Annotated in this window: 20 protein-coding genes; 15 read left to right on the forward strand and 5 right to left on the reverse strand. The window is 66.6% G+C overall.

From position 1 onward, the window contains the following. Nucleotides 1-68 precede the first annotated feature (68 nt). The 7 genes from FOC84_RS18415 (at nucleotide 69) to FOC84_RS18445 (ending at nucleotide 8,350) form a co-directional block, all read left to right on the forward strand. Nucleotides 69-923: a fumarylacetoacetate hydrolase family protein gene (locus tag FOC84_RS18415; protein WP_173145685.1), complete on the forward strand. Its 855-nt coding sequence runs from the start codon at nucleotides 69-71 to the stop codon at nucleotides 921-923. Between the two features lie 115 nt (nucleotides 924-1,038). Then, a complete protein-coding gene (locus tag FOC84_RS18420) occupies nucleotides 1,039-2,025 on the forward strand; it encodes a Bug family tripartite tricarboxylate transporter substrate binding protein (protein ID WP_173145686.1) in 987 nt (328 codons plus the stop codon). A 69-nt stretch (nucleotides 2,026-2,094) separates the two neighbouring features. Beyond that, nucleotides 2,095-3,081, forward strand: a complete 987-nt coding sequence (locus tag FOC84_RS18425; RefSeq protein WP_173145687.1) for a tripartite tricarboxylate transporter substrate binding protein — start codon at nucleotides 2,095-2,097, stop codon at nucleotides 3,079-3,081. Between the two features lie 47 nt (nucleotides 3,082-3,128). Beyond that, entirely contained in the window at nucleotides 3,129-4,067 is a 939-nt protein-coding gene (locus FOC84_RS18430) for a VOC family protein (RefSeq protein WP_173145688.1), read from the forward strand. 192 nt (nucleotides 4,068-4,259) lie between these two features. Next, nucleotides 4,260-4,757: a sigma-70 family RNA polymerase sigma factor gene (locus tag FOC84_RS18435; protein ID WP_173145689.1), complete on the forward strand. Its 498-nt coding sequence runs from the start codon at nucleotides 4,260-4,262 to the stop codon at nucleotides 4,755-4,757. A gap of 22 nt (nucleotides 4,758-4,779) precedes the next feature. Beyond that, the gene (locus FOC84_RS18440) at nucleotides 4,780-5,778 is read left to right on the forward strand and encodes a DUF4880 domain-containing protein (RefSeq protein WP_173145690.1); all 999 of its coding nucleotides are present in this window, start codon (nucleotides 4,780-4,782) and stop codon (nucleotides 5,776-5,778) included. Between the two features lie 100 nt (nucleotides 5,779-5,878). Then, entirely contained in the window at nucleotides 5,879-8,350 is a 2,472-nt protein-coding gene (locus FOC84_RS18445) for a TonB-dependent siderophore receptor (protein WP_173145691.1), read from the forward strand. A 48-nt stretch (nucleotides 8,351-8,398) separates the two neighbouring features. Here FOC84_RS18445 and FOC84_RS18450 read toward each other — a convergent pair whose 3' ends face one another. From FOC84_RS18450 to FOC84_RS18465, 4 genes are all read right to left on the reverse strand, one after another. Then, nucleotides 8,399-9,550, reverse strand: coding sequence for an acyl-CoA dehydrogenase family protein (locus FOC84_RS18450; RefSeq protein WP_173145692.1), 1,152 nt, complete (start codon nucleotides 9,548-9,550; stop codon nucleotides 8,399-8,401). A 4-nt stretch (nucleotides 9,551-9,554) separates the two neighbouring features. Continuing rightward, on the reverse strand, nucleotides 9,555-10,526 hold the full coding sequence (locus tag FOC84_RS18455; RefSeq protein ID WP_173145693.1) for a Bug family tripartite tricarboxylate transporter substrate binding protein: 972 nt from the start codon (nucleotides 10,524-10,526) through the stop codon (nucleotides 9,555-9,557). 258 nt (nucleotides 10,527-10,784) lie between these two features. Further along, a complete protein-coding gene (locus FOC84_RS18460) occupies nucleotides 10,785-11,804 on the reverse strand; it encodes an NAD(P)H-dependent flavin oxidoreductase (protein WP_173145694.1) in 1,020 nt (339 codons plus the stop codon). Then, on the reverse strand, nucleotides 11,801-12,622 hold the full coding sequence (locus FOC84_RS18465) for an IclR family transcriptional regulator (protein ID WP_173145695.1): 822 nt from the start codon (nucleotides 12,620-12,622) through the stop codon (nucleotides 11,801-11,803). Before FOC84_RS18465 ends, FOC84_RS18460 begins: the two co-directional genes overlap by 4 nt. An 81-nt stretch (nucleotides 12,623-12,703) precedes the next feature. Here FOC84_RS18465 and FOC84_RS18470 point away from each other — a divergent pair, with 81 nt between their 5' ends. The 7 genes from FOC84_RS18470 to FOC84_RS18500 are packed head-to-tail and all read left to right on the forward strand — an operon-like array spanning nucleotide 12,704 to nucleotide 20,582. After that, nucleotides 12,704-13,897, forward strand: a complete 1,194-nt coding sequence (locus FOC84_RS18470) for an iron-containing alcohol dehydrogenase family protein (protein WP_173145696.1) — start codon at nucleotides 12,704-12,706, stop codon at nucleotides 13,895-13,897. 11 nt (nucleotides 13,898-13,908) lie between these two features. Then, the gene (locus tag FOC84_RS18475; RefSeq protein WP_173145697.1) at nucleotides 13,909-15,372 is read left to right on the forward strand and encodes an aldehyde dehydrogenase family protein; all 1,464 of its coding nucleotides are present in this window, start codon (nucleotides 13,909-13,911) and stop codon (nucleotides 15,370-15,372) included. Nucleotides 15,373-15,394: 22 nt separating this feature from the next. Continuing rightward, complete coding sequence (locus tag FOC84_RS18480; RefSeq protein WP_173145698.1) at nucleotides 15,395-16,360, forward strand: Bug family tripartite tricarboxylate transporter substrate binding protein; 966 nt, start codon at nucleotides 15,395-15,397, stop codon at nucleotides 16,358-16,360. A gap of 60 nt (nucleotides 16,361-16,420) precedes the next feature. Then, the gene (locus tag FOC84_RS18485; RefSeq protein ID WP_173145699.1) at nucleotides 16,421-17,170 is read left to right on the forward strand and encodes an SDR family NAD(P)-dependent oxidoreductase; all 750 of its coding nucleotides are present in this window, start codon (nucleotides 16,421-16,423) and stop codon (nucleotides 17,168-17,170) included. After that, nucleotides 17,167-17,664 (forward strand): MaoC family dehydratase, encoded by a 498-nt coding sequence (locus tag FOC84_RS18490; RefSeq protein WP_173145700.1) that lies wholly within the window; start codon nucleotides 17,167-17,169, stop codon nucleotides 17,662-17,664. Before FOC84_RS18485 ends, FOC84_RS18490 begins: the two co-directional genes overlap by 4 nt. Continuing rightward, nucleotides 17,661-19,796, forward strand: a complete 2,136-nt coding sequence (locus FOC84_RS18495; RefSeq protein ID WP_173145701.1) for an acetate--CoA ligase family protein — start codon at nucleotides 17,661-17,663, stop codon at nucleotides 19,794-19,796. Before FOC84_RS18490 ends, FOC84_RS18495 begins: the two co-directional genes overlap by 4 nt. A 39-nt stretch (nucleotides 19,797-19,835) precedes the next feature. Then, nucleotides 19,836-20,582, forward strand: coding sequence for a citryl-CoA lyase (locus tag FOC84_RS18500; RefSeq protein ID WP_054451836.1), 747 nt, complete (start codon nucleotides 19,836-19,838; stop codon nucleotides 20,580-20,582). Nucleotides 20,583-20,601: 19 nt separating this feature from the next. On the opposite strand, the gene FOC84_RS18505 is transcribed toward FOC84_RS18500, so the two are convergent. After that, entirely contained in the window at nucleotides 20,602-21,261 is a 660-nt protein-coding gene (locus FOC84_RS18505; protein ID WP_173145702.1) for a glutathione S-transferase family protein, read from the reverse strand. A gap of 320 nt (nucleotides 21,262-21,581) precedes the next feature. On the opposite strand from FOC84_RS18505, the gene FOC84_RS18510 reads away from it, so the two are divergent. Further along, complete coding sequence (locus tag FOC84_RS18510; RefSeq protein ID WP_173145703.1) at nucleotides 21,582-22,631, forward strand: hypothetical protein; 1,050 nt, start codon at nucleotides 21,582-21,584, stop codon at nucleotides 22,629-22,631. Nucleotides 22,632-22,633: the final 2 nt, after the last annotated feature.

Below are 22,633 nucleotides of genomic sequence, written 5' to 3' on the forward strand. Positions count from 1 at the left end.
AAACCAGAATATATATATTTTTATGAATTACATATTCTGCATGCAACCCTCACCCATCAGGAGATCACGTGAAACTGGCCACCCTACAAATCGACGGCGCGCCTCGCGCCGCCGCCCTCGTGCAAGGCCGCCTGGCGCTGCTGTCCGCTCCCGGCGTCGATCTGGGCACGCTGCTGCGCCAGGGCAAGACGCTGGCCGACCTGGAACGCCTGGCCGCCGCGGCCACGCAGTTCATCGATCCCGCTACCGCGACCTTTCTGTCGCCGTCGATCGAACCTCCGAAGATCTTGTGCGTCGGCCTGAACTACGCCGACCACACCAAGGAAAGCCCATACGACCAGCCCGATTACCCGACGCTGTTCCTGCGGGTGTCGACCAGCCTGGGCGCGCATGAGGCCATCGTGGAGCGTCCGGCCATCAGCGATACGCTGGACTACGAGGGTGAAATGGTCGTGGTGCTGGGCAAGGGCGGGCGCAGGATCGCCAAGGAACAGGCGCTGGACCACGTATTCGGCTACGCCGTGGGCAATGAAATCTCGGTGCGTGAATACCAGTTCAAGTCGCCGCAGTGGACAGTGGGCAAGAACTTCGACGGCACGGGCACCTGGGGGCCCTACGTGGTCACGGCCGACGAGTTGCCGGCAGGCGGCAGCGGGCTGCGGATCGAGACCCGTCTCAATGGCGAGACCATGCAGTCGTCCAATACCCGCGACATGCTGTTCGACGTGGCCACCGTGATCTCGACGGTCAGCGAGGCCATCACCTTGCAGGCAGGGGACATCATTTTCTCCGGCACGCCCGCGGGCGTGGGTTTCGGCCGCACGCCCAAGCTCTACATGAAGGACGGCGACACGGTCGAGGTGGACATCGAGCGCATCGGCACGCTGCGCAACCGCATCCGCGACGAGGCGAAGTCCGCCTAGGTATTCCGCTACGCATCCAGAGGCCCCGCGCCATCCATGGCGTCGGGGCGCACCGCCACGATCCTTTCCTGGAACTCCAGACATGCGAACCGTAACTTCTTTTGTGCAGCCATCCGTGGCCAATCCTGCCCGGCGCCGTTGGGCCAGGCTGCTGTTGGCCGCGGGCCTGGCGTCCAGCCTGGGCGTGGCCAGCGCCGCGGATTGGCCGGCGAGGCCCGTGAAGATCGTCGTGCCGTTCGCCGCAGGCGGAACCACCGACCTCATCGCGCGGCTGATCGCGACGCCCATGTCGCAGGAGCTGGGGCAGCCGGTGGTGGTCGAGAACCGCCCGGGCGTGGGAGGCCTGCTGGGCGCCGATGCCGTCGCCAAGGCGGCGCCCGACGGCTATACGGTGCTCATGGCCAACATCTCCTATCCGCTGGCCGCGCTGGTGGCGCAGGGCGCGAAGCGGCTCAACTTCGATCCCCTGGCCGATCTGCGCAGCGTGAGCGTGGTGGCCAACGTGCCGCTGGTCATCACGTCCACGCCCTCGGTGCCGGCCCGCAACCTGAAGGAATTCGCGGAACTGCTCAAGAAGAATCCTTCCACCCATTACGCCTATGGCTCCACGGGACCCGGCTCGTACATCCACGTGTTCGGCGTGTGGTTCCAGGAACAGACGGGCGCGTCCATGACGCATGTGCCCTTCAAGGGCGCGGCGCCCTTGAAGGGCGAAATGCTGGCGGGCCGCATCCAGATGGGCGGCGACCAATTGTCTTCGTCGTTGAGCGACATCCGGGCCGGCTCCTTGACCGCGCTGGCCGTTACGTCGCCGCAACGTTCGCCGGCCCTGCCGGACACGCCCACCGCCAGCGAACTGGGTTTCACCGGCATCGATACCGAGGGATGGAACGGCTTGCTCGCGCCGGCGCAGACGCCCGACGCCGTCGTGGCGCGCATCGGCGCGGCGGTGGCAAAGGCCGTCCAGCAGCCTGCCATCCGCCAGCGCCTTGCCGAGCTGGGCGCCGAAGCCAGCGGTTCCAGCCCCGAGCAGATGAGCGCTCTGCTGAAAGGGCAGTTCGCGCAGTTCGGCCCCATGGTGTCGCGCCTTCAGCTGGAATGAATCCGGGCCGGGGATGCATGATCCCCGGCGGCTCCGGTTTTGCCACGAGTCCAACCAGAAAGGCCAGCAATGAAAGCACTGCGTAGCGGCGTTGCCGCGAGTCTGCAGTTCCTGATCGGCATTCTGGCATGCGCGAACGCGCACGCCCAGGGCGACGCGCCGCCTGTTTCCATCGTGGTTCCGCAGCCGGTGGGCAATCCCACGGACGGCGTCGCGCGCAAGCTGCAGCCGCTGCTGCAGGCCGCGCTGGGCAGGACCATCATCGTCGAGAACCAACCAGGGGCGGGCGGCTCCATCGGCACACAACGGGTGCTGAACGCGCCGGCGGACGGGCGCATGCTGTTGATCGCCTCCCAGACCGAACCCATCCTGACCCCGGCCACGATGCAGCATGTGAAGTATCGGGCGGAGAACCTGCGCGCGGTGGCGGTGGTGGCGCGGCTGCCTTACATCCTGACGGGCGGCAACGCGCTTGCGGCCAGAAACCTGGGCGAACTGACCCAGCTGGCGCAGGCCCAGGGGGAAAAAGGGCTGAACTTCGGCCATATCGGCCCGGGCTCGATGATCCATCTATTGGGCGAGCAATGGGCGCGGCAAAGCCAGTTCAAGCTCAACCATGTCGTCTACCGGGGCGTTCCGCCGGTCACGCAAGACCTGATGGGCGGACAGATAGAACTGAGCTTCCTGCCGCTGGGCGGATCGACGCTCGACCTGATCGAGTCAGGCCGCATACGAGCCTACGCCACGACCGGCGCCGCGCCCAGTCCCAAGCTGCCGCAAGTGCCGCCCCTGTCCGCGTCCAGCGAAAAGCTGCGGGACTTCGTGTACGGCACCTGGATCGCCTTCCTGGTGCCGGCCAAAACGCCGGACGCCACCGTCGCCAGCCTGAACCGCGCGATCGTCCAGGCCATGGAAGACACCGCGTTTCGCGAGTATGTTGTTGCCACCGGCATGGAGCTGGTGGCGCAGAACACGGTGGCGGACATGCGGGATTTCTACGAGACGGAGACGGCGCTGTACCAGGGCCTGGCACAGAAGGTCGCCGTCGAGCAGTGAGGGCAGGGCAGCCTGCCGAAACCAGAACAAGATTCTTGGAGACAGACATGCAATCGAATGCGCAGACAGCGCCGCTCGCCGTGCACTCGGTGGACGAGTTCGTGTTCAGCGTTCCCGATCTCGAAGAGGCCAGGCGCTTCTATTCGAGCTTCGGCCTGGATGTGAGGGATGAAGGCGGCTGCCTGGCGCTATACACCGAAGGCCATCCGCATCGCTGGGCCCGCATCTTGCAGGGGGAGCGCAAGCGCCTGCTGTGGGTAAGCATGGGGATCCACGCCGGCGACATGGAGCGGTTCGCCGCGCATCTGGACCGCCTGCGTATTGCCCGCCGCGACGCGCCTCGGGGCGCCGACCCCGACGGGCTCTGGATCGAAGCGCCCGACGGGCTGGCCCTGCAGCTGCGGATCGCCGCCAAGTCGTCGCCGTCGGCCCCCGCGCCGCAGGAAGCGCCCCAGGCCAGCCGCGGCCAGGGCCGCGCGCCTGCGCGCAGCCAGGTGCGGCAGGTGCGGCCGCTGTACCTGTCGCACATCCTGCTGTTCAGCGCCGACGTGGTCCGCGCTACCCGGTTCTATGTCGACGCGCTCGGCCTGCGCGTGTCGGATACCTCGGGCGACAACATCGCCTTCATCCACAGTCCGCATGGCAGCGACCACCACCTGATCGCGCTCGCCAAGTCCCATGGCCTGGGCCTGCATCACAGCAGCTGGTGCGTGCCGTCCATCGACGCGGTGGGGCTGGGCATGGAGCAGATGGGCGCGGCAGGGTATGGGGATGGTTGGGGCGTGGGCCGCCATGTGCTGGGCTCCAACTACTTCCGCTATGTGCGCGACCCCTGGGGCAGCTACGCCGAGTACTCGTACGACATCGACTTCATCGCCGAAGGGCAGCGGTGGCCATCGGGGAATTATCCGCCGGAGGATTCGCTGTACGTGTGGGGGCCGGCGTTGCCGCCGGACTTCATCAACAATTATGAGCAGGGCGCCTGAGCGCGCCTGACGGACCCTGAATCACCACGCGCCGTCGGTTGACGGCGCGGACCTGCGCCACTCCCTGCCGACGGCATGGAGTGGCGTTGTTGCATGGAGACACGATCAGGCGGGGATACAGAAAATTCTGGCTTTGTTTAAAATTAATATCTATTCTCATTTGCGTCTATCTGTCCGCGAGCCGCCAATTCCATGATCGAGTCCCCTTCTCCTCATCCTGCGGATTCGATGGCGGCGTTGTACTCCGGCCATCATGGCTGGCTGCTGGCCTGGCTGCGCAAGCGGCTGGGCAGTCCAGCGGATGCCGCCGACCTGGCGCATGACACGTTCTTGCGGGTGCTGACGCAAACCCGGCCGGAGATTCGCGAGCCGCGCGCCTTTCTCAGCACCATCGCCCACGGCATACTGGCCAATTTCTATCGGCGCCGCGATGTCGAACAGGCCTTTTTGCGTGCGCTGGCAGCTCTGCCCGAAGCGCAGGCGCCTTCGCCGGAGACGCGCGCCATCGTGCTGGAAACGCTGATAGAGATAGACAGACGCATGAGCAGCCTGCCAGACGCGGTCTGCCAGGCGTTCTACATGGCCCAGATCGACGGACTGAAGCAGTCGGAGATCGCGGCCCGGCTGCGGGTATCCCTGCCCACCGTGCAGCGCTACGTCGCACGGGCCTTGCAGCAGTGCTTCTTTTGATCCGGTCGCCAGGACTGTGCCGATGAGCGTCGCGGAACCTGTGCGCTTTTCCCCCGCTGCGCCGATCGCCGAGCGGGTCGCCCGGCAGGCCACCGAGTGGTTCGTGCGCTTGCATGCCGATGATGCCGGTTCCGAGACGCGGCGCCGCTGGAGCGCCTGGCTGGCGAGGGATCCCGAGCATGCGCGCGCCTGGGACCACCTGCAACAGTGCGTGGGTGAAGTCTCCGGCCTGTCCGCGCCCCTGGCCCGTGCCTCGTTGGCTCGTCCCGCCGGCGGCGGCCGGCGCCGCTTCCTGAAATCCGCGACCATGCTGGCTGCCACGGCGGGCGCGGCCTACTGGGCCATGCGGACCGAACCCTGGCAGCCGATACTGGCCGACGCCAGCACCGGCGTGGGTCGGCAGCGCAGGCTGGCGCTGCCCGACGGGTCGCAGGTGCTGCTGAACACCGATAGCGCGATCGACATCGTCATGGGCGAGCAGCGGCGGATCCGGCTGGCCCGCGGGGAATTGCTGCTGGATGCCGTGCGCAAGGAGGGCGTGTCCGCTGCCTTGCCGTTCGTGGTGCAGACGCGGCATGGCGAGGTCGAAACCTTGGGTGGGCGCCTGGCCGTGCGCCTGGAAACCGCCCGCAGCCTGGCTTATGCACTGACGGGCCCGTTGCGGTTGACGCCTGCCGCCGCGCCGGGTTCCTGGAGCGAGCTAGCGACGGGGCAGGCGGCCGCTTTCACGGCCATGTTGGTCGAGGCGCCCGAGCCCATCGTGAACAGCGCGCTGAGTTGGAGCGACGGCGTGCTGGCGGTGCACGACATGCGGCTGGACATGTTTCTGGCGGAGCTGTCGCGCTACCGCAGGGGCGTCATCCGTTGCGATCCGCGGATCGCGCATCTGCGGGTATCTGGCGTGTATCCCCTGGACGATACCGGCAAGGTGCTGGAAACCCTGGCCCTGACCTTGCCTGTGCGGCTGGGGTCGGTGACGCGCTATTGGGTGACATTGACCCCGCGCGAACAAGCCATCTGAAACTTTTTCGGGAGATTTCGCTTTTTGGGTGATGGGTTTTTTGATCTCGCGTGGCATAGGACCTGAAGTCCTTTCGCCATCCCTACGGAACAGAAAATCCATGAGCCTTTCCGCCTCTCCCCGCCGTCGCGGCCAACCTCCCGCCTTGCGCACTCTGGCGCTGGCGCTGAGCCTGTCCGGGGCCGGCATGGCCATGCTGCAGGCGCCTGGCGTGGCGCAAGCGCAGGCCATCGTCGCTTCATACCGTATTCCGGCCGGGCCATTGGCCGACGTCCTGCAGCGTTTCGGCCGCGAGTCGGGACTGATGCTCTCGTACTCAGCCGTCGATATCGAAGGCAAGCGGTCCGCGGGCATCGACGGCGCTTACCGGAATGACGACGCGTTGGCGGCCCTGCTGGCGGGCACGGGGCTGGCTGCCCAGCGTCTGGCCAACGGCAGCTACCTCCTGCGCCCGGCAGCCGGCGCGCCTGTCTCGACTTTGGCACCGATCGAGGTTGCGGGAGCCGCTTACTCCAGCAGCGGCTGGGGGCCGGTGGACGGCTTCGTGGCCCGCGACAGCCTGACTGCAACCAAGACGGACACGCCGTTGATTGAAACGCCGCAATCGATTTCGGTCGTGACCCGCGATCAGATGACCTGGCAAGCCATCCAGAAAACAGAGCAGGCGCTGCGCTACGAGGCGGGAGTGCGGGCCGAGACGGCGGACGATCTGCGGCACCAGAATATCTCCGTGCGCGGATTCAGCGTGGCGGCGTCCAACCAGGGCATCTATCTGGACGGGCTGGCATTGGCCACCCGCTACTACGGCTCGTATGACGTCAACCCGTACTCGCTGGAACGCGTCGAGGTGTTGCGCGGGCCGGCATCGCTGCTGTATGGCCAGAACCAGCCGGGCGGCATCGTCAACCAGGTCAGCAAGCGCCCCACCGAGACTCCCTTGCACGAGGTGGAGTTCACCACCGGCGATCCCGGGCGCGCCCAGCTGGGCTTCGATTTCAGCGGACCGGTAACTGAAGACCGGCAATGGCTGTACCGGTTGACCGGCCAGGGCCGCAATGCGGATACCGAGGTGGACTTCGTGCGCGACAAGCGCGCCTTCATCGCGCCATCCTTCACCTGGCAGCCCAGCGCGGCGACACATTTCACGTTCCTGAGCAATTTCCAGAAGATCCGCGCCGGCTCGACGGATCAGTGGCTGCCTTCGGTGGGCACCATCAGCCCGACGCCCTATGGCCGGATTTCGCGCAGTTTCTTCTCTGGCGAGCCGGATTTCGACCGCTACGACAAGGACCAGGCCATGGTGGGCTACCTGTTCGAGCACAAGTTCAATGACAGCTGGACCGTGCGCCAGAACGCCCGCTACAACCAGAATCGCACGCACTACCGCGCGCTAATTTCGGAGCTGGGTTGGGGCACGCTGCCGGATGGTTCGCCCGACTACCATGCGTTGCAGCGCTATGCCTTCAGTTCCGAAGAGAAGGCGCGCACGCTTGCCCTGGACACCCAGCTGCAGTACCAGGGCCGTACCGGCGTTTTCGCGCACACGGTGCTGGTCGGCCTGGACTATCAGCAGTCCGCGTTCGATACCCAGCTGGGCTTCGGCATGGATGGCGTGCCGCCGATCGATCCGTTCGATCCGGTCTATGGCTACAAGATCGATGCGCCTCCCATCTATAACGACACCTACCAGCGCATGCGTCAGCTCGGCCTGTATGCGCAGGATCAGGTGAAGATCCTGGATAAAGTAGTGGTGACGGCGGGCGGCCGCATGGACTGGTCCGAGGCCCGCACCCGCAACAACCTCACCGGGAAGAACACGCAGCAGAACGATAACGCGTTCACGGGCCGGATCGGCATGGTGTACCTCTCGGACACCGGACTGGCTCCGTACGTCAGTTACGCCACGTCGTTCAGGCCCCAGGCGGGCACAACCTACGACGGCACGCCATTCAAGCCGACCAAGGGCGAGCAGTACGAAGCCGGCCTGAAGTTCCAGCCCAAGGGCTACGACAGCTTCATCACGGCATCGGTATTCCAGATCGAGCAGCGTAACGTGCTGACGCGCGACCCCGATCATGCGAACTCGCAGGTGCAGACGGGCGCTGTGCGTTCGGAAGGATTCGAACTGCAAGGCAAGGCCTCGTTGGCGCGCAATGTGGACATCCTTGCTGCCTATACCTACACGGACATCAAGACGGTCGCCAGCAACTATCCCGAACAGGTGGGCAAGGTGCCCTTCGCCGGGGTGCCGCGTCATATGGCGTCGTTGTGGGTGGATTACACGATAGACGCGGGACCGCTGGCGGGATTGGGCTTCGGCGCTGGCGCCCGCTATATCGGTACCACGTACAGCGACCTGGACAATGCCGTGAAGGTGCCTGCCGCAACCTTGGCGGACGCCGCCATCCGCTACGACTTGGGCCGCGCCAGTCCGGCGATGAAAGGAGCGAGCCTCAGCCTGAACGCATCAAACCTCTTCGACAAGCGTTACGTCGCCTCATGCAATAACGTCAATCTGTGCTTCTATGGGCCGGGACGGGTGGTGCTGGCAACGCTGCGCTATGCCTGGTAGGAGTGGAGCGGCAGCGTCCTGGAACCGGAGCGCTGCCGCGCCCGCCGACTAGGCAATCGCGTTCATGCCTAGAATCTCCCGCCCCGCGATCAGCGTCTGGATCTCCGTCGTGCCTTCGGGAATCATGCCGCCGCGCGTATCCCGGAAGATGCGTTCGATCGGATATTCCTCCGAGTAGCCCAGCCCGCCATGCACTTGCAGCGCCATGTTGGCCACTTCGTGGGCGGCCTCGGTGGCGTAGAGCTTGGCGATGGAGCAGGCTTGGCGCACGTCCTTGCCCGCTTCCAGCGCGTGAGCCGCGCGCATGCCCAGGGCGCGCGCCGCTTCGACACGGACCGTCATGTCGACGATGTGCTTCTGCACCAGCTGGAAGCTGCCGATGGGGCGGCCGAACTGCTCGCGCTGCTTCGCATAGTCGATGGACATGTCCAAGGCCGCCTGCGCGGCGCCGACGGCGCCCATGGCGATGTTCAGGCGAGCGGCGTCCAGGCCCTTGAGCGTGCCGGCGAGCGCCGCGCCTTCCACGCCGACCAGGTTTTCCTTCGGGATGCGCACGTCGGCAAAGCCCAGTTCGGCCGTGCCGGTGCAGCGCAGCACCATGGTGTCGAGCTTGCGCACGTCATAGTGGGCAAGCGCGCGTTCGACGATGAAGGTCGAAAGCTTGCCTTCGCAGGTGGGGCTGAAGGTGCGTGCGACCACCATGGCGAAGTCCGCGTCGCAGCCGTTGGTGATCCACAGCTTGCGGCCGTTCAGCACCCACTCGTCGCCCACCAGGTCGGCCCGCGTCTGGATGCCGGCGATGTTGGAGCCGGTGTTCGGTTCAGTCAGGCCGGTGCAGGCCTTGAGGCGGCCGGCCATCAGCGGCTTGAGGTACTTCTCTTTCTGCTCCGGCGAGCCGTGGGCGGCCAGACGCTTGATGGAGCCGTTGGTGATGTTGACGATGGTGCGCAGCGACAGCCAGTGGTAGCCCAGCTCTTCCATCATCATGGCCCAGGTGGGCATGTCGATGCCGTGCCCGCCCTGGTCCTCCGGCAGATTGCCGCCCAGGTAGCCAAGCTCCGCCAGCTTGGGCATGAGTTCGAACGGAAAGGTCCGTGCCTTCTCGTGCTGCGCGACGATGGGCGCCACTTCCGCCAGCATGAAGCGGCGGATGCTGTGCTGCAGTTCCTGTTGTTCGGGCGTCAGGTCGATGTTGCTCATGCGTTTACTCCAGCTTCAGGTTGGCGCGTTCCACGAGGTCGCGGGTGGCCTCGCGGTGCTCCGCCCAGAACTTGGCGAACGCTTCGGGCGAACTGCTGACCAGCGGGGTGGCGATGCGTTCGAAGCGTTCCTGCACGATGGGCATGGCGGCGGTTTCTTCCAACGCCCGGGCCAGCTTGTCGATGATGGGTTTGGGCGTGCCGGCGGGGACGACCACGGCCTGCCAGGTGGTGACCTTGAAGCCCGGGACGCCGGACTCGGCGATGGTGGGCAGATCAGGCAGATCCTTGACGCGGGTGGCGCCGCTGACCGCCAGGGGGCGCAGCATGCCGTCCTTGATGTAGGGCAGGGAACTGGAGCGGCTGTCGATCATGAACGTCAGCCGTCCGGCGATCAGGTCTTGCAGCGCGGGGGCGCTGCCCTTGTACGGCACGTGCGTGAGCTTGGTGTCCAAGGCCAGCGCAAGCGAAGAAGCCGCGGTGTGAGCCGAACTGCCGTAGCCCGGCGATCCGTAGGTGATCGTCGCCTGCTTGTCCGCCTTGATCGCCTTGATCAGGTCCGCCATGGTCTGGTAGGGCGAATCCTTGGGCACCACCACCACTAGCGGCGAATCGGTCAGTTGCGCGACGGGCGCGAAAGCCTGGGCCGGGTCGATCTTCAGGTCCTTGTACAGGTACTGGTTGACGGCGATGGTGGCCGCGTTGGTCCAGAGGATGGTGTAGCCGTCGGCGGGGGCGCTGGCCGCGGCCAGCAGCGAGAGGTTGCCGTTGGCCCCCGGCTTGTATTCCGGGATGACGGGCTGGCCGAGCTTCTTGCTCAACTCGTCCTGCATCATCTTGAACGCAATGTCGGAAGGCCCCCCGGGCGCAAATCCGATCACCGCCCGTATCGGCTTGTCCGGCCAGTCCGCGGCCGAGGCCGTCGCCGCGAAGCCGGCGGCCAGCAGGGCTGCCGCAACCATCTTGCTGAACTTCATTTCTGTCTCCTGTTTTTCTGGGTTGAGCGCGCTTGCGTTGCGCGGGCGGATTCTTGGGTGATCCGCTTTATTATTCGCATTGCGAATTATTAATTCGTTTAATGAATTGATGATACTGCGGCCCTTGGGGCGCCGCAATAACGGGCTTTCGGCCCATGGCCAGATCCGTCCGCGCAGGCGCATGAAAAATCCCTGCCGCGCGCAGGGCGGGGCAGGGATGCGAGAGGCTTGCAAGATCCCGCTGGCGCGGGGCGGAACTCAGGCGGAATCGACCATGCGCAGGAAGCGCGCGCTGGCCTGCACACATTCCTGCTGCAGCCGCCGGACGATGCTTTCGACCGGTTCGATAGCGCGGGCAAAGCCCACCGCCGGTCCCATGGACAGCATGCCTTCTTCGTGCTGGCCCGCCTGGTAGGCCAGGGCCTGGGTGCGCTCGCCGCTGATCAGTTCGCCGAAGTCCGAGTAGCGGCTCGCGCCGGCTTGTTCCAAGGCGGCAACCTTGCGCGCATTTTCGTTGTCGAGAATGCGCCAGGTGTCGCCCAGGCTGCCGAGCACGGCGCGAGTGCCGTGCTCGCTGGTATCGACCACGCGCTGCTTGTATGCCGCGTGCGCCGGGGTTTCCTGCGCCGGCGTGAAGACGCTGCCCATCACCACCGCGTCGGCGCCCAGCGCCAGCGCCGCGGCGATCTGCCGGCCGTGGCCGATGCCGCCGCCCAGCGCCAGCGGAATGCGCAGCTGTTCCAGGGCATAGGCGCCATTGAGGAAAGTGGGCAGCGGGTTGCTGCCGGGGTGGCCGCCTTCTTCCATGCCGACCAGGGTGACCGCGTCCACGCCCATGTTCTGGGCGGCGACGGCATGGCGTACGTGCGCGCACTTGTGGATGAGGATGGCGCCCGCCTCGCGGATGGCGGGCAGCAGCGGCGTGGGCGGCAGGCCTGCCGTTTCGAAGAGGCGCACGCCTTCGTCGAGCGCGATGCGCAGCCGCGTCAGCATGGCCTCGTTGCTGGCCGCGCGGCGCGACAGCGTGAGGTTGACACCGAACGGCAGGCCGTCCGTCAGCACGGCGCAGTCGCGCAGCGCCTGCCGGAAGTCCTGGTCCGTGCGCGAGCTGCGCGCGGTGATGAAACCCATGCCGCCGGCGCGCACCATGGCCGCCACCAGCCGCGCATCGGACAGCCACATCATGCCGCCCAGCAGCAGCGGCCAGCGTATGCCCATCAGTTCGGTGATGCGGGTGGGCCAGCGTTCTGGAATGGCCGGCGCAAGGGGCTGGCTCACACGTGCCTCCCCATCAGCAGGATGGGTTGTAGTTCGCGCGCCAGCTGCCGCAGCGTGGGGCCGGCTTCGTCCAGCATCAGTCGACGCGGCAGCAGCGCCGCCGGGCCGCCGCAACTGACCACGTAGCGTTCGCCGGCAGGCAGTTCGATGGCGGCGGCGACCGTGTTGATCTGGTAGGCGGGGCGCTCGTGATAGACGAAGCCGCGCTCGGGATACTGGGCGATGGCGTCGGTGGTGGCCTGCTGTTCCGCGGCATCGCCAGCCTTGCCGGATGCGCGGGCCTCTTGCAGCAGGGCGTCGCGTTCCTCGGGTGAGCAGCAGGCCAGGTAGGCCCAGCCGATCGCGCTGTGGAACAGCGGTATGCGCGAACCCACGCGCAGGTTCATCAGCAGCGGTGAATTTCCCTGGCAGCGAAGCAGGTAGACGATGCTGTCGCCGTCGCGCCGGCCCAGCGCCACCGCCACCTGGTAGCGGTCGGCCAGCGCCTGCAGCAGCGGCCGGATGACGTCCAGCGCTTCCTGTCCAGCCAGCGCGGCGCCGCCCAGCGCGATGGCGGCGATGCCCAGTTGCAGCTTGTCCTTGCCCGGCACCGCGGTGAGGAACCCGGTCTTCTGCAAGGTATGGCACAGCCGCCAGACCGTGGGCTGGGCCAGGCCGGTCAGATGGGCCAGCTCCGTCGTGCCCAGCATGCGCCGTTCGGCGCTGAAGCAACGCAGGATGTCCAGCCCGCGGGCCAGCGCGGTGACGAATTGGCGGTCGGGTTCCGCGGAATCTTCAGTCACGTCGTTCTTGGACGCGCGAGTCGAGGCTCTTGACATGGGCAAGCTCCTTTTTTATGATCAATTCACTAAATGAATTATAAATTCGCATAGCAAATTATGCAAGATCAGGAGGACGATGTGAGCGGTGAGCTGGATTGTGCGCTACGGGCCCAGGGCGTGATGGCCTGGCCGGGCGTTTGCCATTGGGGCGAGGATGCCCTGGCCAGAACCTTGGCGGCCGCGGACCGGCGCCTGCGCCTGCCATTGGTGGTGACCGACGCCGGCACCTGGGGCGCGGTGGGCTCCGCCGTCGAGGAGGCGCTTGCCGCCGTGCCGGGATTGCAATGGCATGTATTTGACGGCGTGGTGCCCAATCCCGCCATGGATCAGGTGCGGGCCGCGCTGCGCGTGGCGCGCGAGCAGGGCTGCGCCAGCGTGCTGGCGGTGGGCGGGGGCAGCGCCATCGACGTGGCCAAGGCGGTCTACGCCTGCCTGGCGAGCGGATTGGATGCCGACGAATTGCAGGCGCCACGTGGGCAAGCCTGGCTGAATTCCGCTGCTGGGACCGACGACCCGCTCTTCATCGCCGTGCCCACGACTGCGGGCACTGGCAGCGAAAGCAGCTCGGCCGCGCTGATTCAAGGCGATGACGGGCGCAAGCGCCTGTACCGCTCTCTCCGCGCGCGTCCGTCCCTGGTGGCGCTGCAGCCCGAATTCACACTTAGCCTGCCGCCGCGCCCCACCGCGCAGGGCGGTTTCGACGCCGTGCTGCATGCGCTGGGCGCCTGGATCAATACCGATCCTTCCCCCGTCGGCAAGGCGATGGCCTTGCAGGCCTTGCGCTTGTGCATGCGGGCGCTGCCCGACGTGCTGCGCGCGCCGGACAGCCTGCGTGCGCGCGCCGACATGCAGATGGGCGCCTATATGGCGGGGCTTGCGATCGGCATGAGCAAGGTCGATGCCGTGCATGCCATGTGCACGCCGCTGGAATCGCGCGTCCACATGGCGCACGCGGAAGCGCTGGGCCCGATCTTCAGCGTGGTGTCGCGCCATACGGCGCAGACCGCCGCCGCGCCCTACGCCGAAGCCGCGCGCGCGCTGGGCATCGCCGCCACGGGCGATGAACAGCAGGACGCCCTGGCCCTGATCGAGGCGGTCGAGTCGCTGGCGCGGCTGGCGGGCATCCCTCTGCGCTTTACCGGCTTGTCGCTGTCGGAGCAGGACGCCCAGCAGTTGGCCAGCCAGGCCATGCTGAGCGCGTCCATGCCCATCAATCCGCGCGTGCTTGCGCTCGAAGAAATCCAATCCCTATACCTGCAAATGGCCGCGTAAGGAGCGCCCGCATGGATGTCATTGATTCCCAACCCTATGAACTGCTGATCGGGGCAAACTGGCGCGCTGGCGCCGAAGGCCGCACGTTCGATACCTGCAATCCGGCCACGGCGCAGGTGTTGGCGAGCGTGCATGAGGCGTCGGCGGCCGACGTCGACGCCGCCGTGCAGGCCGCGCACAACGCCTTTGAAACGCACTGGCGCAAGACCACCCCGGCCCAGCGTGGCAAGCTGCTGCGGCGCCTGGCCGAACTCTTCGAGCGGGACCGGGAAAAGCTCGCCTGGATCGAAACGCTGAACGTGGGCAAGCCCATCACGCATTCGCTGGATTCGCTCAAGGGCATGCCGGGATCGCTGGAATACTTCGCGGGCATCATCCCGGCCCTGCGCGGCGAGACCATACCGGTGGGCAATGCCGATGTGCTGAATTTCACGATACGCGAGCCGCTGGGCGTGTGCGCGCTCATCATGCCGTGGAATTACCCGATGACGCTGACCGTCAACAAGCTCGGTCCGGCGCTGGCCGCGGGCAACACGGTCATTCTCAAGCCCTCGGAAGTGACGCCGCTGTCCTCTATGGCGCTGGCGCGATTGTTCGAGGAAGCCGGCTTTCCGCCCGGCGTTATCAATGTGGTCAACGGCCCGGGCGGCACGGTGGGTCAGCAGTTGGTTACGCATCCGCTGGTGTCGCGCGTGTCGTTCACGGGCGGCACGGTGACCGGCGCACGCATCCAGGCGGCTGCGGCCGCGGACGTGAAGCGTGTCACGCTGGAGCTGGGCGGAAAATCGCCGCTGATCGTGTTCGAGGATGCGCCGCTGGACAAGGCCGCGGCCGTGGCCGCGGGCGACATCATCAAGAATTCCGGTCAGGTCTGCATCGCCTGCACGCGCCTGCTGGTGCAGGATTCCGTGCGCGAGGAATTCCTCGGCCTGCTGCAACAGCGCTTGGACGCCGTGCGCATCGGATCGCCCACGGACCCCGCCACCGAGATGGGTCCCCTGGTCAGTGCGGCCCAGAAGCAGCGCGTCGAGCAGTACGTGGCGCTGGCGCAGGAAGAGGGTGCGCAGCCGGCGCGCCACGGCAAGATGCAGCTGGAAGGCGACACGGCAAACGGTTACTTCGTGCCGCCCACGCTGCTGCTGAACTCCCATGCACGCATGCAGAGCGCGCAGGACGAGATCTTCGGCCCAGTGCAATCCGTGATCGGATTTCGCGACGAGGCCGACGCCCTGCGCATTGCCAACGACACGCGCTACGGGCTGGCGGCGGTGCTGTACACGCGCGATGGCGGCCGCGCCCTGCGCATGGCGCGCGGCCTGCAGTCGGGCAGCGTGGCCATCAACACCGGCCTGCGCACCTCGTTCGACGCGCCGTTCGGCGGCTACAAGCAGTCCGGCATCGGCAAGGAGCGCGGACTGGAAGCCATCTACGAAAACACGCAGCTCAAGAACATCAAGTACGACACCACGATCTAGCGTAGCGCCCACAGGAGACAACATGAAGTTCATCGTCAAACTGGCCTCGGGCCTGGCCGCCTGCATGCTGGCGGCCGGCGCGCACGCGGAATGGCCCGACCGTCCCATCCGCATGGTCATCGGCTTCGCGCCCGGGGGCGCTTCGGACATCGCTTTCAAGATGGTGCAGGACGAGCTGTCCAAAAAGCTCGGGCAGCCTGTCGTGCCTATCTACAAACCCGGGGCCAACGGCAACATCGCCAACCAGGCAGTCGCCACGGCCGAACCCGACGGCTACACGGCGCTGTGGGCCAACGTCGGGCCGCTGGCCATCAACACCTATCTCTACAAGGGTGTGCAGATCGATCCGGGCAAGGCTTTCGCGCCGGTCACGCAATTGACCGATTCGCCGCTGGTGGTGGTGGTGCCCAAGGATTCGCCGTTCCAGACCATGCAGGATCTGGTGCAGGCGGCGAAGAAGCCCGACGCGGGGCTGTCGTATGGGTCCGCGGGACACGGCAGTTCCATGCACGTAGCTGGCGCAGCGCTGTCGCTGGCCCTGAACGCGCCCATGACGCACGTGCCCTACAAGGGCAGCGCGCCGGCATTGCAGGACCTCATCGCCGGGCGCTTGTCCTTCATGGTGGACAGCCGCTCCACCACCGCGCCCTTCATCAAGGAAGGAACCCTGCGCGCGCTAGCCGTCAGCGGCGACCAGCGCGTGGCCGACATGCCCGACCTGCCCACGGTCGCGGAATCCGGCGTGCCCGGCTTCAAGGTGACCACCTGGCAGGCCGTGGTCATGCCGGCGGGCACGCCCCAGCCCATCGTCGACAAGTTCTCCGGCGCGCTGCGTGAAACGCTGCAGATGCCGGAAGTGCGCGAGCGCTTTGCACGCATCTACACGCCGCTGGTGGGCAGCACGCCCGAAGCCTTCGCGGCGTTCTGGGCCAAGGAACGAGCCGGCGCCCGCGCGCTGGTGGAGCAGGCGCGCCTGCAGGTCGATTGAACGGCGGGCCCTTCGGGGCCCGGCGCGGCAGGAACATCGAAACTCGAATGGAATGGCATCATGGATCTGGAACTGAATGGTTGTACCGCTTTCATCACGGGCGGCGCGGGGACGTTGGGCATGGCAATGGCCAGGCGCTTCGTGCAGGAAGGCTGCAACGTGGTGGTGTGCGACGCCAATGAAGAGGCGATCGAATCCGCCTGCGCGGAACTGTCGGCCTTGGGCGGGAACGTCCTGGGCGTGCGCGCCGACGTGACCAACAAGGACGAGGTGGGCCGCGCCGTGCAGCAGGCGGTCGAGCGCTGGAAGAAGGTGGACATCCTGGTCAACAACGCGGGCTTCGCGCGCGACCGCTACCTGACCAAGATGTCGGAGGAAGACTGGCACGCGGTGCTGGACGTGACGCTGCTGGGCGCCTTCCATTGCTCGCGCGCCGTGTTGCCGCTGATGATGGAGCAGCGCTTCGGCCGCGTCGTCAATATCGCCTCGCGCGCCCACCTGGGCAATCCGGGGCAGACGAATTATTCGGCCGCCAAGGCGGGGCTGATCGGCTTCACCCGTTCGCTGGCGCTGGAGTCCGGCAAGTTCGGCATTACCGCCAACGCGGTCGCCCCGGGCGTCATTTCGACGCCGCGCATGCAGAAGCGTCCGGATTATGAAGAGCTGACTGAACGCGCCAAGACCAACACGCCGGTCGGCCGCCTGGGCGATCCGGCCGACGTGGCCGCCACGGTGGCCTTCCTGGCATCGCGCCTGGCTGGTTTCACCACGGGCGAGACCGTGCACGTGACCGGAGGGCGCTACGCATGAGCACGCCATTCGATCTGGACGAACACCTGGGCCGCCGCCTGTACTTCGAGGATCTGGCGTCCGGGCAGTCCTGGGAAAGCCCGCGCCGCACGGTGACCGAGGCCGACGTGGTGCAGTTCGCCGGGCTGTCCGGCGACTACAACGCGCTGCATACGGATGCCGTGTTCGCCGCCGGCCATCCCTTTGGCCAGCGCGCCGCGCACGGCATGCTGACCCTGGCCATCGCCTCGGGCCTGACCACCCGCATGCCGGTGTACCGCCTGATGGACGGCACGCGGCTGGCGCTGACCGAACTGCGCTGCGTGTGGCGCAAGCCGGTGCTCATCGGCGACACCATCCACGTCGAACTGAGCATAGGTGAGAAGACACTGTCGCAGAAGCGCCCCGGCACGGGCCGCGTGACCATGCTGCGCACGGTGAAGAACCAGAACGACGAGGTCGTGGTGGAGTCGGAATGGACCACCCTGATGAAATGCCGACCGGAGGCCGCATGAGCGCCAGTTCGTCCCCGTTCGATCCCAACGTCCGCTTCGACGATCTGGTGGCGCTGACGCGGCCGCGTTCGGTCATGATCGTGGGCGCTTCCAGCAAGCCGGGCACGCTGGGCCATACCACCGTGGTCAATGTGCTGGAGCACTCGGATTTTGACGGCGAGGTACACCTCGTCAACCCCAAGGGCGGCGAACTCTTCGGCAAGCCTTTGCATGCCAGCGTGGACGCGGTGCCGGTGCAAGGCATCGACGTGGCCTTGCTGCTGGTGCCGGCGGAGTCCGCCGTCGCCACGCTGCGCGCCTGCGCCGACAAGGGCGTGCGCTACGTCATCGTGTTCACGGGCGGTTTTGCCGAACTGGGCGAGGCGGGGCGCACGGTCGAGGCCGAGATGCTGGCGCTGGCGCAGCGCAGCGGCATGCGCCTGTACGGTCCCAACTGCGCGGGCATGACCATGCTGGCGCCGCGTCTGGGCCTGACCTTTTCCACCGAATTCCGCAACGACGGTAGGACCGGCAAGCTTTCGCGCATCGGCCTGGTGACGCAGGGCGGCGGCCTGGGCCGTTCGCTCATGCAGGGCAACGAGCGGGGCGTGTGCTTTTCGCGCTGGTTCTCCACCGGCAACGAGCTGGACCTGGACAGCGCCGACTTCATCAACTGGCTGGCGCATGATCCGGGCACTGACCTGATCTGCACCGTGATGGAAGGCATACGCAGCGGCCCGCGTTTCATCGCGGCCGCGGCCGCCGCGCGCCGCGCAGGCAAGCCGCTGATCGCGCTGAAGATCGGCCGCTCGGATTTCGGCAAGAAGGCGGCGCAGTCGCATACCGCGTCGCTGGCCGGCGAGGACGCCGTCAACGACGCGGTGTTCTCGCAGTACGGCGTCATCCGCGTGGAAGACCTGGACGAGCTGCTGGACGTCGCCAGCCTGATATCGCGCGTGGGCGTGCGAAGTCTGCGCAATATCTGCGTGTATTCGTCGTCGGGCGGCGCGGGCGTGCTGTCGGCCGACAAGGTGGGCGAAGCCGGGCTGTCCATGGCCGTGCTGGCGGATGAAACCGTGGCCGAGATGGCGCGGCATGCACCCGCCTATGCGGCCCTGACCAACCCCGTGGACCTGACCACCAAGGCGCTCACCGATCCGGATCTGGCGCGGCGCTGCCTGGCGCCGCTGTTTGCGGACCCGGGCGTGGATGCCGTGCTCTATCCCATCACCTCCAACTACTCAGCCAGCACCGAGGGGTTGGTGCGCAACATGCTGGCGGTGGCGCAGGGCGGCGCCAAGGCTTTCGTGCCTGTCTGGATGAGCAGCCGCCGCGGACCGGCGCACGACCTGCTCATCCAGGAAGGATTCGCACCGGTCTACAGCCTGCGCAACGCCATGCAGGCGCTCAAGCGCGTCAGCGCGTACGCGGAGCAGGCCGCGGATGAGGTCCAGGATGCCCCGCCCGCGGGCTTGCCGGCTGCCGCGCCTGCCGTGCCGCTACCGTGCAACGAAGCGCAGGCAAAGGCGCTGCTGGCGCAGTACGGCGTGCGGGCACCCCGCGAATCCCAGGCTGCCACCGCCGAAGCGGCGGCTGCAGCCGCGCGCGCCATCGGCTTTCCGGTGGCGCTCAAGCTGGTGGCCGACGGCGTGCTGCACAAGAGCGAGATCGGCGGCGTGCAGCTACGGCTGCGCGATGAAGCCGAAGTGCGCCAGGCCTTCGCGAGCATCCTCGCGAACGCGGCGCGGCATCAGGTGCCGGCCGCCGCCATCCGTGGCGTATTGGTATCGGAAATGGTGGTGGACGGCGTGGAGATGTTGGTGGGCCTGCATCGCGACGAGGTCTTCGGTCCCGTGTTGAGCGTGGGCGCGGGCGGCGTGTGGGTAGAGGTCGAGGCCGATGTGGCGCGCTGCCATCTGCCGGCCAGCCGCAAGCAGATCGGGCGCGCGCTGGACCAGACGCGCATCGCGCGCCGCCTGGCCAGCCATCGCGGCCTGCCGGCGCGCGACAGGGCGGCCCTGGTGGACGCCGTGCAGCGCATCGCGGCCTTGTTCACCGCCCTGGGCGACGGCGTGCAATCGCTGGAAGTCAACCCGCTGGTGGTGCTGGACGAGGGCCGGGGTGTGGTGGCTCTGGACGCGGTCATCGAATAGCAAGCGGGCGCAGCCCACAAAAAAATACGGAGATTTCTGATGTTCGACAGCAAGATTGGAGGCGGCGACGCCCATACCATCCTGGTGCGTGGCCATGATCTGGTGCAAGACCTGTTCCAGCGCGACTTCATCGACGTGCTGGCCCTGGAGCTGCTGGGCGAGTTTCCCACGCCCCAGCTCAAGACCATGCTCAACCTGTTCCTGGTAAGCGCCACCGACCACGGCCTCACGCCCAGCGCCCTGTCGGCGCGGCTGACCCTGCACGGCGCGCCCGAGGCCATGCAGGGCGCCCTTGCAGCGGGCCTGCTGGGCGCCGGCAGCCGCTTTCTCGGCGTGATCGAATACGCCGCGCGCTTTCTGCGCGATGCGCTGCCCAAGCAGGACAGCTACACGGACGAGGAGCTGCGCCGCTATGCCGAGGAATGCGTCGCGGCCAACAAGGCGGCCAAGCGCAAGATCCCCGGCGTGGGGCATCCGATACACGTGGATGGCGATCCCCGTTGTGAAAAGATGTTCGAGATCGCCAGGGACTGCGGCTATTACGGCAATTATTCGCGCTTTGCCGTGGAGTTGGCCGCGGCGGCCGCTCGCCAGTCGGGCCGCAAGATTCCGCTGAATGCCACCGGGGCCAAGGGCGCCATCGTGCTGGACATGGGACTGACGCCTGAACTGGGCAAGGCCTTGACGATGATCGGCCGCTCCGTGGGCCTGATGGCCCACATCATCGAGGAACAGAAGAACCCCATCGCCCAGAAAGTATGGGACATGGCGGCCGGCAACGAGTGATGTGTCTGCCGGGCCGGGCTCAATCCCGGTCCGGAGCGCCCAGCGGGAACAGCGGCCGATACGGCCGCGCTTCTTCCACGGCCCGCGCGAACGATGGGCGCGCAAGCAGACGTGCCCGATAGGCGCGCAGCACCGGATATGTCTCGGCGATACGGTGCGTCCAGTCCCCATAGAACAGCGAGGGCGCGGCGGCGCAGTCCGCCAGCGTGAAGTCTGCGCCAGCGGCCCAGGTTCTGCCGGCCAGATGGCTCTCCAGCCAGGCGTAGGCGACTTCCAGCTTTTCGACGGCCAGCGCCAGCGCTTCCCGGCGCTTGGCCTCGTCGCCCGACAGTGCGCCGCCGACGGCATGTTGTGTCCAGTTCATGACGTGCAGGTCGAAGAACCGGTCCAGGAAGCGCACCTCCAGCGCCGCCTTGGGATCGGCCGGCAGCAGGGGCTGCGGGCCGGGGTGCTCCAGCTGCAGGTGCTCGATGATGATGCTGGTCTCGGCGACATTGCGGTCCCCGTCTTCCAGCAGCGGAAACTTGTGCAGGGGCCAGCGCCGCAGCCATTCGGCCGCGTGTTGCGGCGTGTCGGGGCCGATGCAGCGGAACTCGAACGGGGTGCCGTTTTCGTATAGCGCGATCAGCACCTTCTGCGTGTAGGAAGAGAAGGGATGACCGTAAAGCGCGAGCGACATGGCGGGGTCTCCAGGCGGGATGGCGACAGACGAGGCCTAGCATCGCCGAGACGAGAAACAATCGCAACAAAGAATTTCAAACCGCTTGTGTCAGCCGTTACGTTTTTTTTTGTGGCTGCCAGACTTGACGCGCCAGCAGGCCGCGCCATTGCTGGCGCTGCAGCCGTGTTTCGTGCCAGGCCGCTGGCGCGGGGCCGCAGCGGCTCGGAGCGGCCCTATCTGCGCCATGTTTCAGGCCTCAGGTAAACGTTGCGATCCAGCCCCAAGCCATTAGTATCCGCGCACAACAAACCGATCCCGCCTAACCCAAGGACCGCTCCATGACCCTGATGCGACCGCGACTAGCCTTGTCCGCCCTGACGCTCATGCTGGCTCTGTCGGGCTGCGCGCCCCACCCGTTCCTGAGCGCGGAGGGCACCCGGAACGATCCGCGCTATGCCCAGCTATTGGACCTGATCGACGCGGCGCTCAAGGACAACATGGCCGTGGTGCTGGTGGCCGATATCATGCCGCATCGTTCGCTGGGCGACGCGTTGGAAATGACCAAATGGACCTCGCGCGTCATCTGGATGTACGAAAAGGATCCGCGGATAACCTTCAGCCGAGGTTTCGAGACCAATTCGCTGCAGCGGGACAAGAAGACGACCTACCTGTTCCAGGCCTTCGAGGTGCATATCCTGCCGCCCGGAAAATACCTGTTGACCGGCGGTGACGATTACAAGTTGAATGCGCTGCTCGAGCAGGTCGGCGCCCAGGACGGCAAGGTCGGGTCGGGCCGAGGCGCCAACGGCACCGCCTACCTGTCGCCCGAGCTCTATCGCGAGTTCTACAGGGAAACCAACTGGCGCGACGCCACCTATGGCACCGAGACCAAGACGCGCAAGGTCTGCACCGCCGTGCACATGGCCTCGGGCGCCTGCGTGAGCTGGGGCGAGCAGCAGTACAGCGAGACCACGCAGCTCGGCGCCGCCGGCTACCGCGAAGAGACCGATTCCCGCGATATTCCCGCGATCAAGGTGCAGGCGCGCATCCCGCCGCAGCAGGCGCTGGCAAGCTTCACCCTCCAGGGCGGCCAACTGGTGCTGAGCCAGCGCATGCATCTGAAGACGCCAAGCTACAAATACCGGCAATCGGCCTGCCGCGCGGTCGATCCCAAGATGATCGAATGTCCGCTTGAAGACCTGACCGTCTACACTCGGCCGGCGCCCATGGAGTTCACGCAGAAGTACATCGAGCGGCTTGCGAACGTAAGCGCGGAACACCGTGAGCTGCTGTCCAAAATGATCCCCATGCAGATCACGCCCCTGGTCAAGCAGGGCATGGAGGATCCGGTCTGGGGCGTGCCGCTGTCGCTGCGCAAGGGCAAGTAGGC

Origin of the sequence: Achromobacter pestifer (assembly GCF_013267355.1) — a bacterium.
In the GTDB taxonomy this organism is placed as follows: Bacteria; Pseudomonadota; Gammaproteobacteria; order Burkholderiales; family Burkholderiaceae_B; genus Achromobacter; species Achromobacter pestifer_A.

What these genes read in the sequence shown, in the direction of transcription:
- FOC84_RS18450 (WP_173145692.1), bottom strand. Translation starts at nt 9,550, where the DNA reads ATGAGCAACATCGACCTGACGCCCGAACAACAGGAACTGCAGCACAGC.
- FOC84_RS18510 (WP_173145703.1), top strand. Translation starts at nt 21,582, where the DNA reads ATGACCCTGATGCGACCGCGACTAGCCTTGTCCGCCCTGACGCTCATG.
- FOC84_RS18445 (WP_173145691.1), top strand. Translation starts at nt 5,879, where the DNA reads ATGAGCCTTTCCGCCTCTCCCCGCCGTCGCGGCCAACCTCCCGCCTTG.
- FOC84_RS18455 (WP_173145693.1), bottom strand. Translation starts at nt 10,526, where the DNA reads ATGAAGTTCAGCAAGATGGTTGCGGCAGCCCTGCTGGCCGCCGGCTTC.
- FOC84_RS18430 (WP_173145688.1), top strand. Translation starts at nt 3,129, where the DNA reads ATGCAATCGAATGCGCAGACAGCGCCGCTCGCCGTGCACTCGGTGGAC.
- FOC84_RS18490 (WP_173145700.1), top strand. Translation starts at nt 17,167, where the DNA reads ATGAGCACGCCATTCGATCTGGACGAACACCTGGGCCGCCGCCTGTAC.
- FOC84_RS18500 (WP_054451836.1), top strand. Translation starts at nt 19,836, where the DNA reads ATGTTCGACAGCAAGATTGGAGGCGGCGACGCCCATACCATCCTGGTG.
- FOC84_RS18485 (WP_173145699.1), top strand. Translation starts at nt 16,421, where the DNA reads ATGGATCTGGAACTGAATGGTTGTACCGCTTTCATCACGGGCGGCGCG.
- FOC84_RS18505 (WP_173145702.1), bottom strand. Translation starts at nt 21,261, where the DNA reads ATGTCGCTCGCGCTTTACGGTCATCCCTTCTCTTCCTACACGCAGAAG.
- FOC84_RS18480 (WP_173145698.1), top strand. Translation starts at nt 15,395, where the DNA reads ATGAAGTTCATCGTCAAACTGGCCTCGGGCCTGGCCGCCTGCATGCTG.
- FOC84_RS18425 (WP_173145687.1), top strand. Translation starts at nt 2,095, where the DNA reads ATGAAAGCACTGCGTAGCGGCGTTGCCGCGAGTCTGCAGTTCCTGATC.
- FOC84_RS18475 (WP_173145697.1), top strand. Translation starts at nt 13,909, where the DNA reads ATGGATGTCATTGATTCCCAACCCTATGAACTGCTGATCGGGGCAAAC.
- FOC84_RS18440 (WP_173145690.1), top strand. Translation starts at nt 4,780, where the DNA reads ATGAGCGTCGCGGAACCTGTGCGCTTTTCCCCCGCTGCGCCGATCGCC.
- FOC84_RS18435 (WP_173145689.1), top strand. Translation starts at nt 4,260, where the DNA reads ATGATCGAGTCCCCTTCTCCTCATCCTGCGGATTCGATGGCGGCGTTG.
- FOC84_RS18465 (WP_173145695.1), bottom strand. Translation starts at nt 12,622, where the DNA reads ATGTCAAGAGCCTCGACTCGCGCGTCCAAGAACGACGTGACTGAAGAT.
- FOC84_RS18495 (WP_173145701.1), top strand. Translation starts at nt 17,661, where the DNA reads ATGAGCGCCAGTTCGTCCCCGTTCGATCCCAACGTCCGCTTCGACGAT.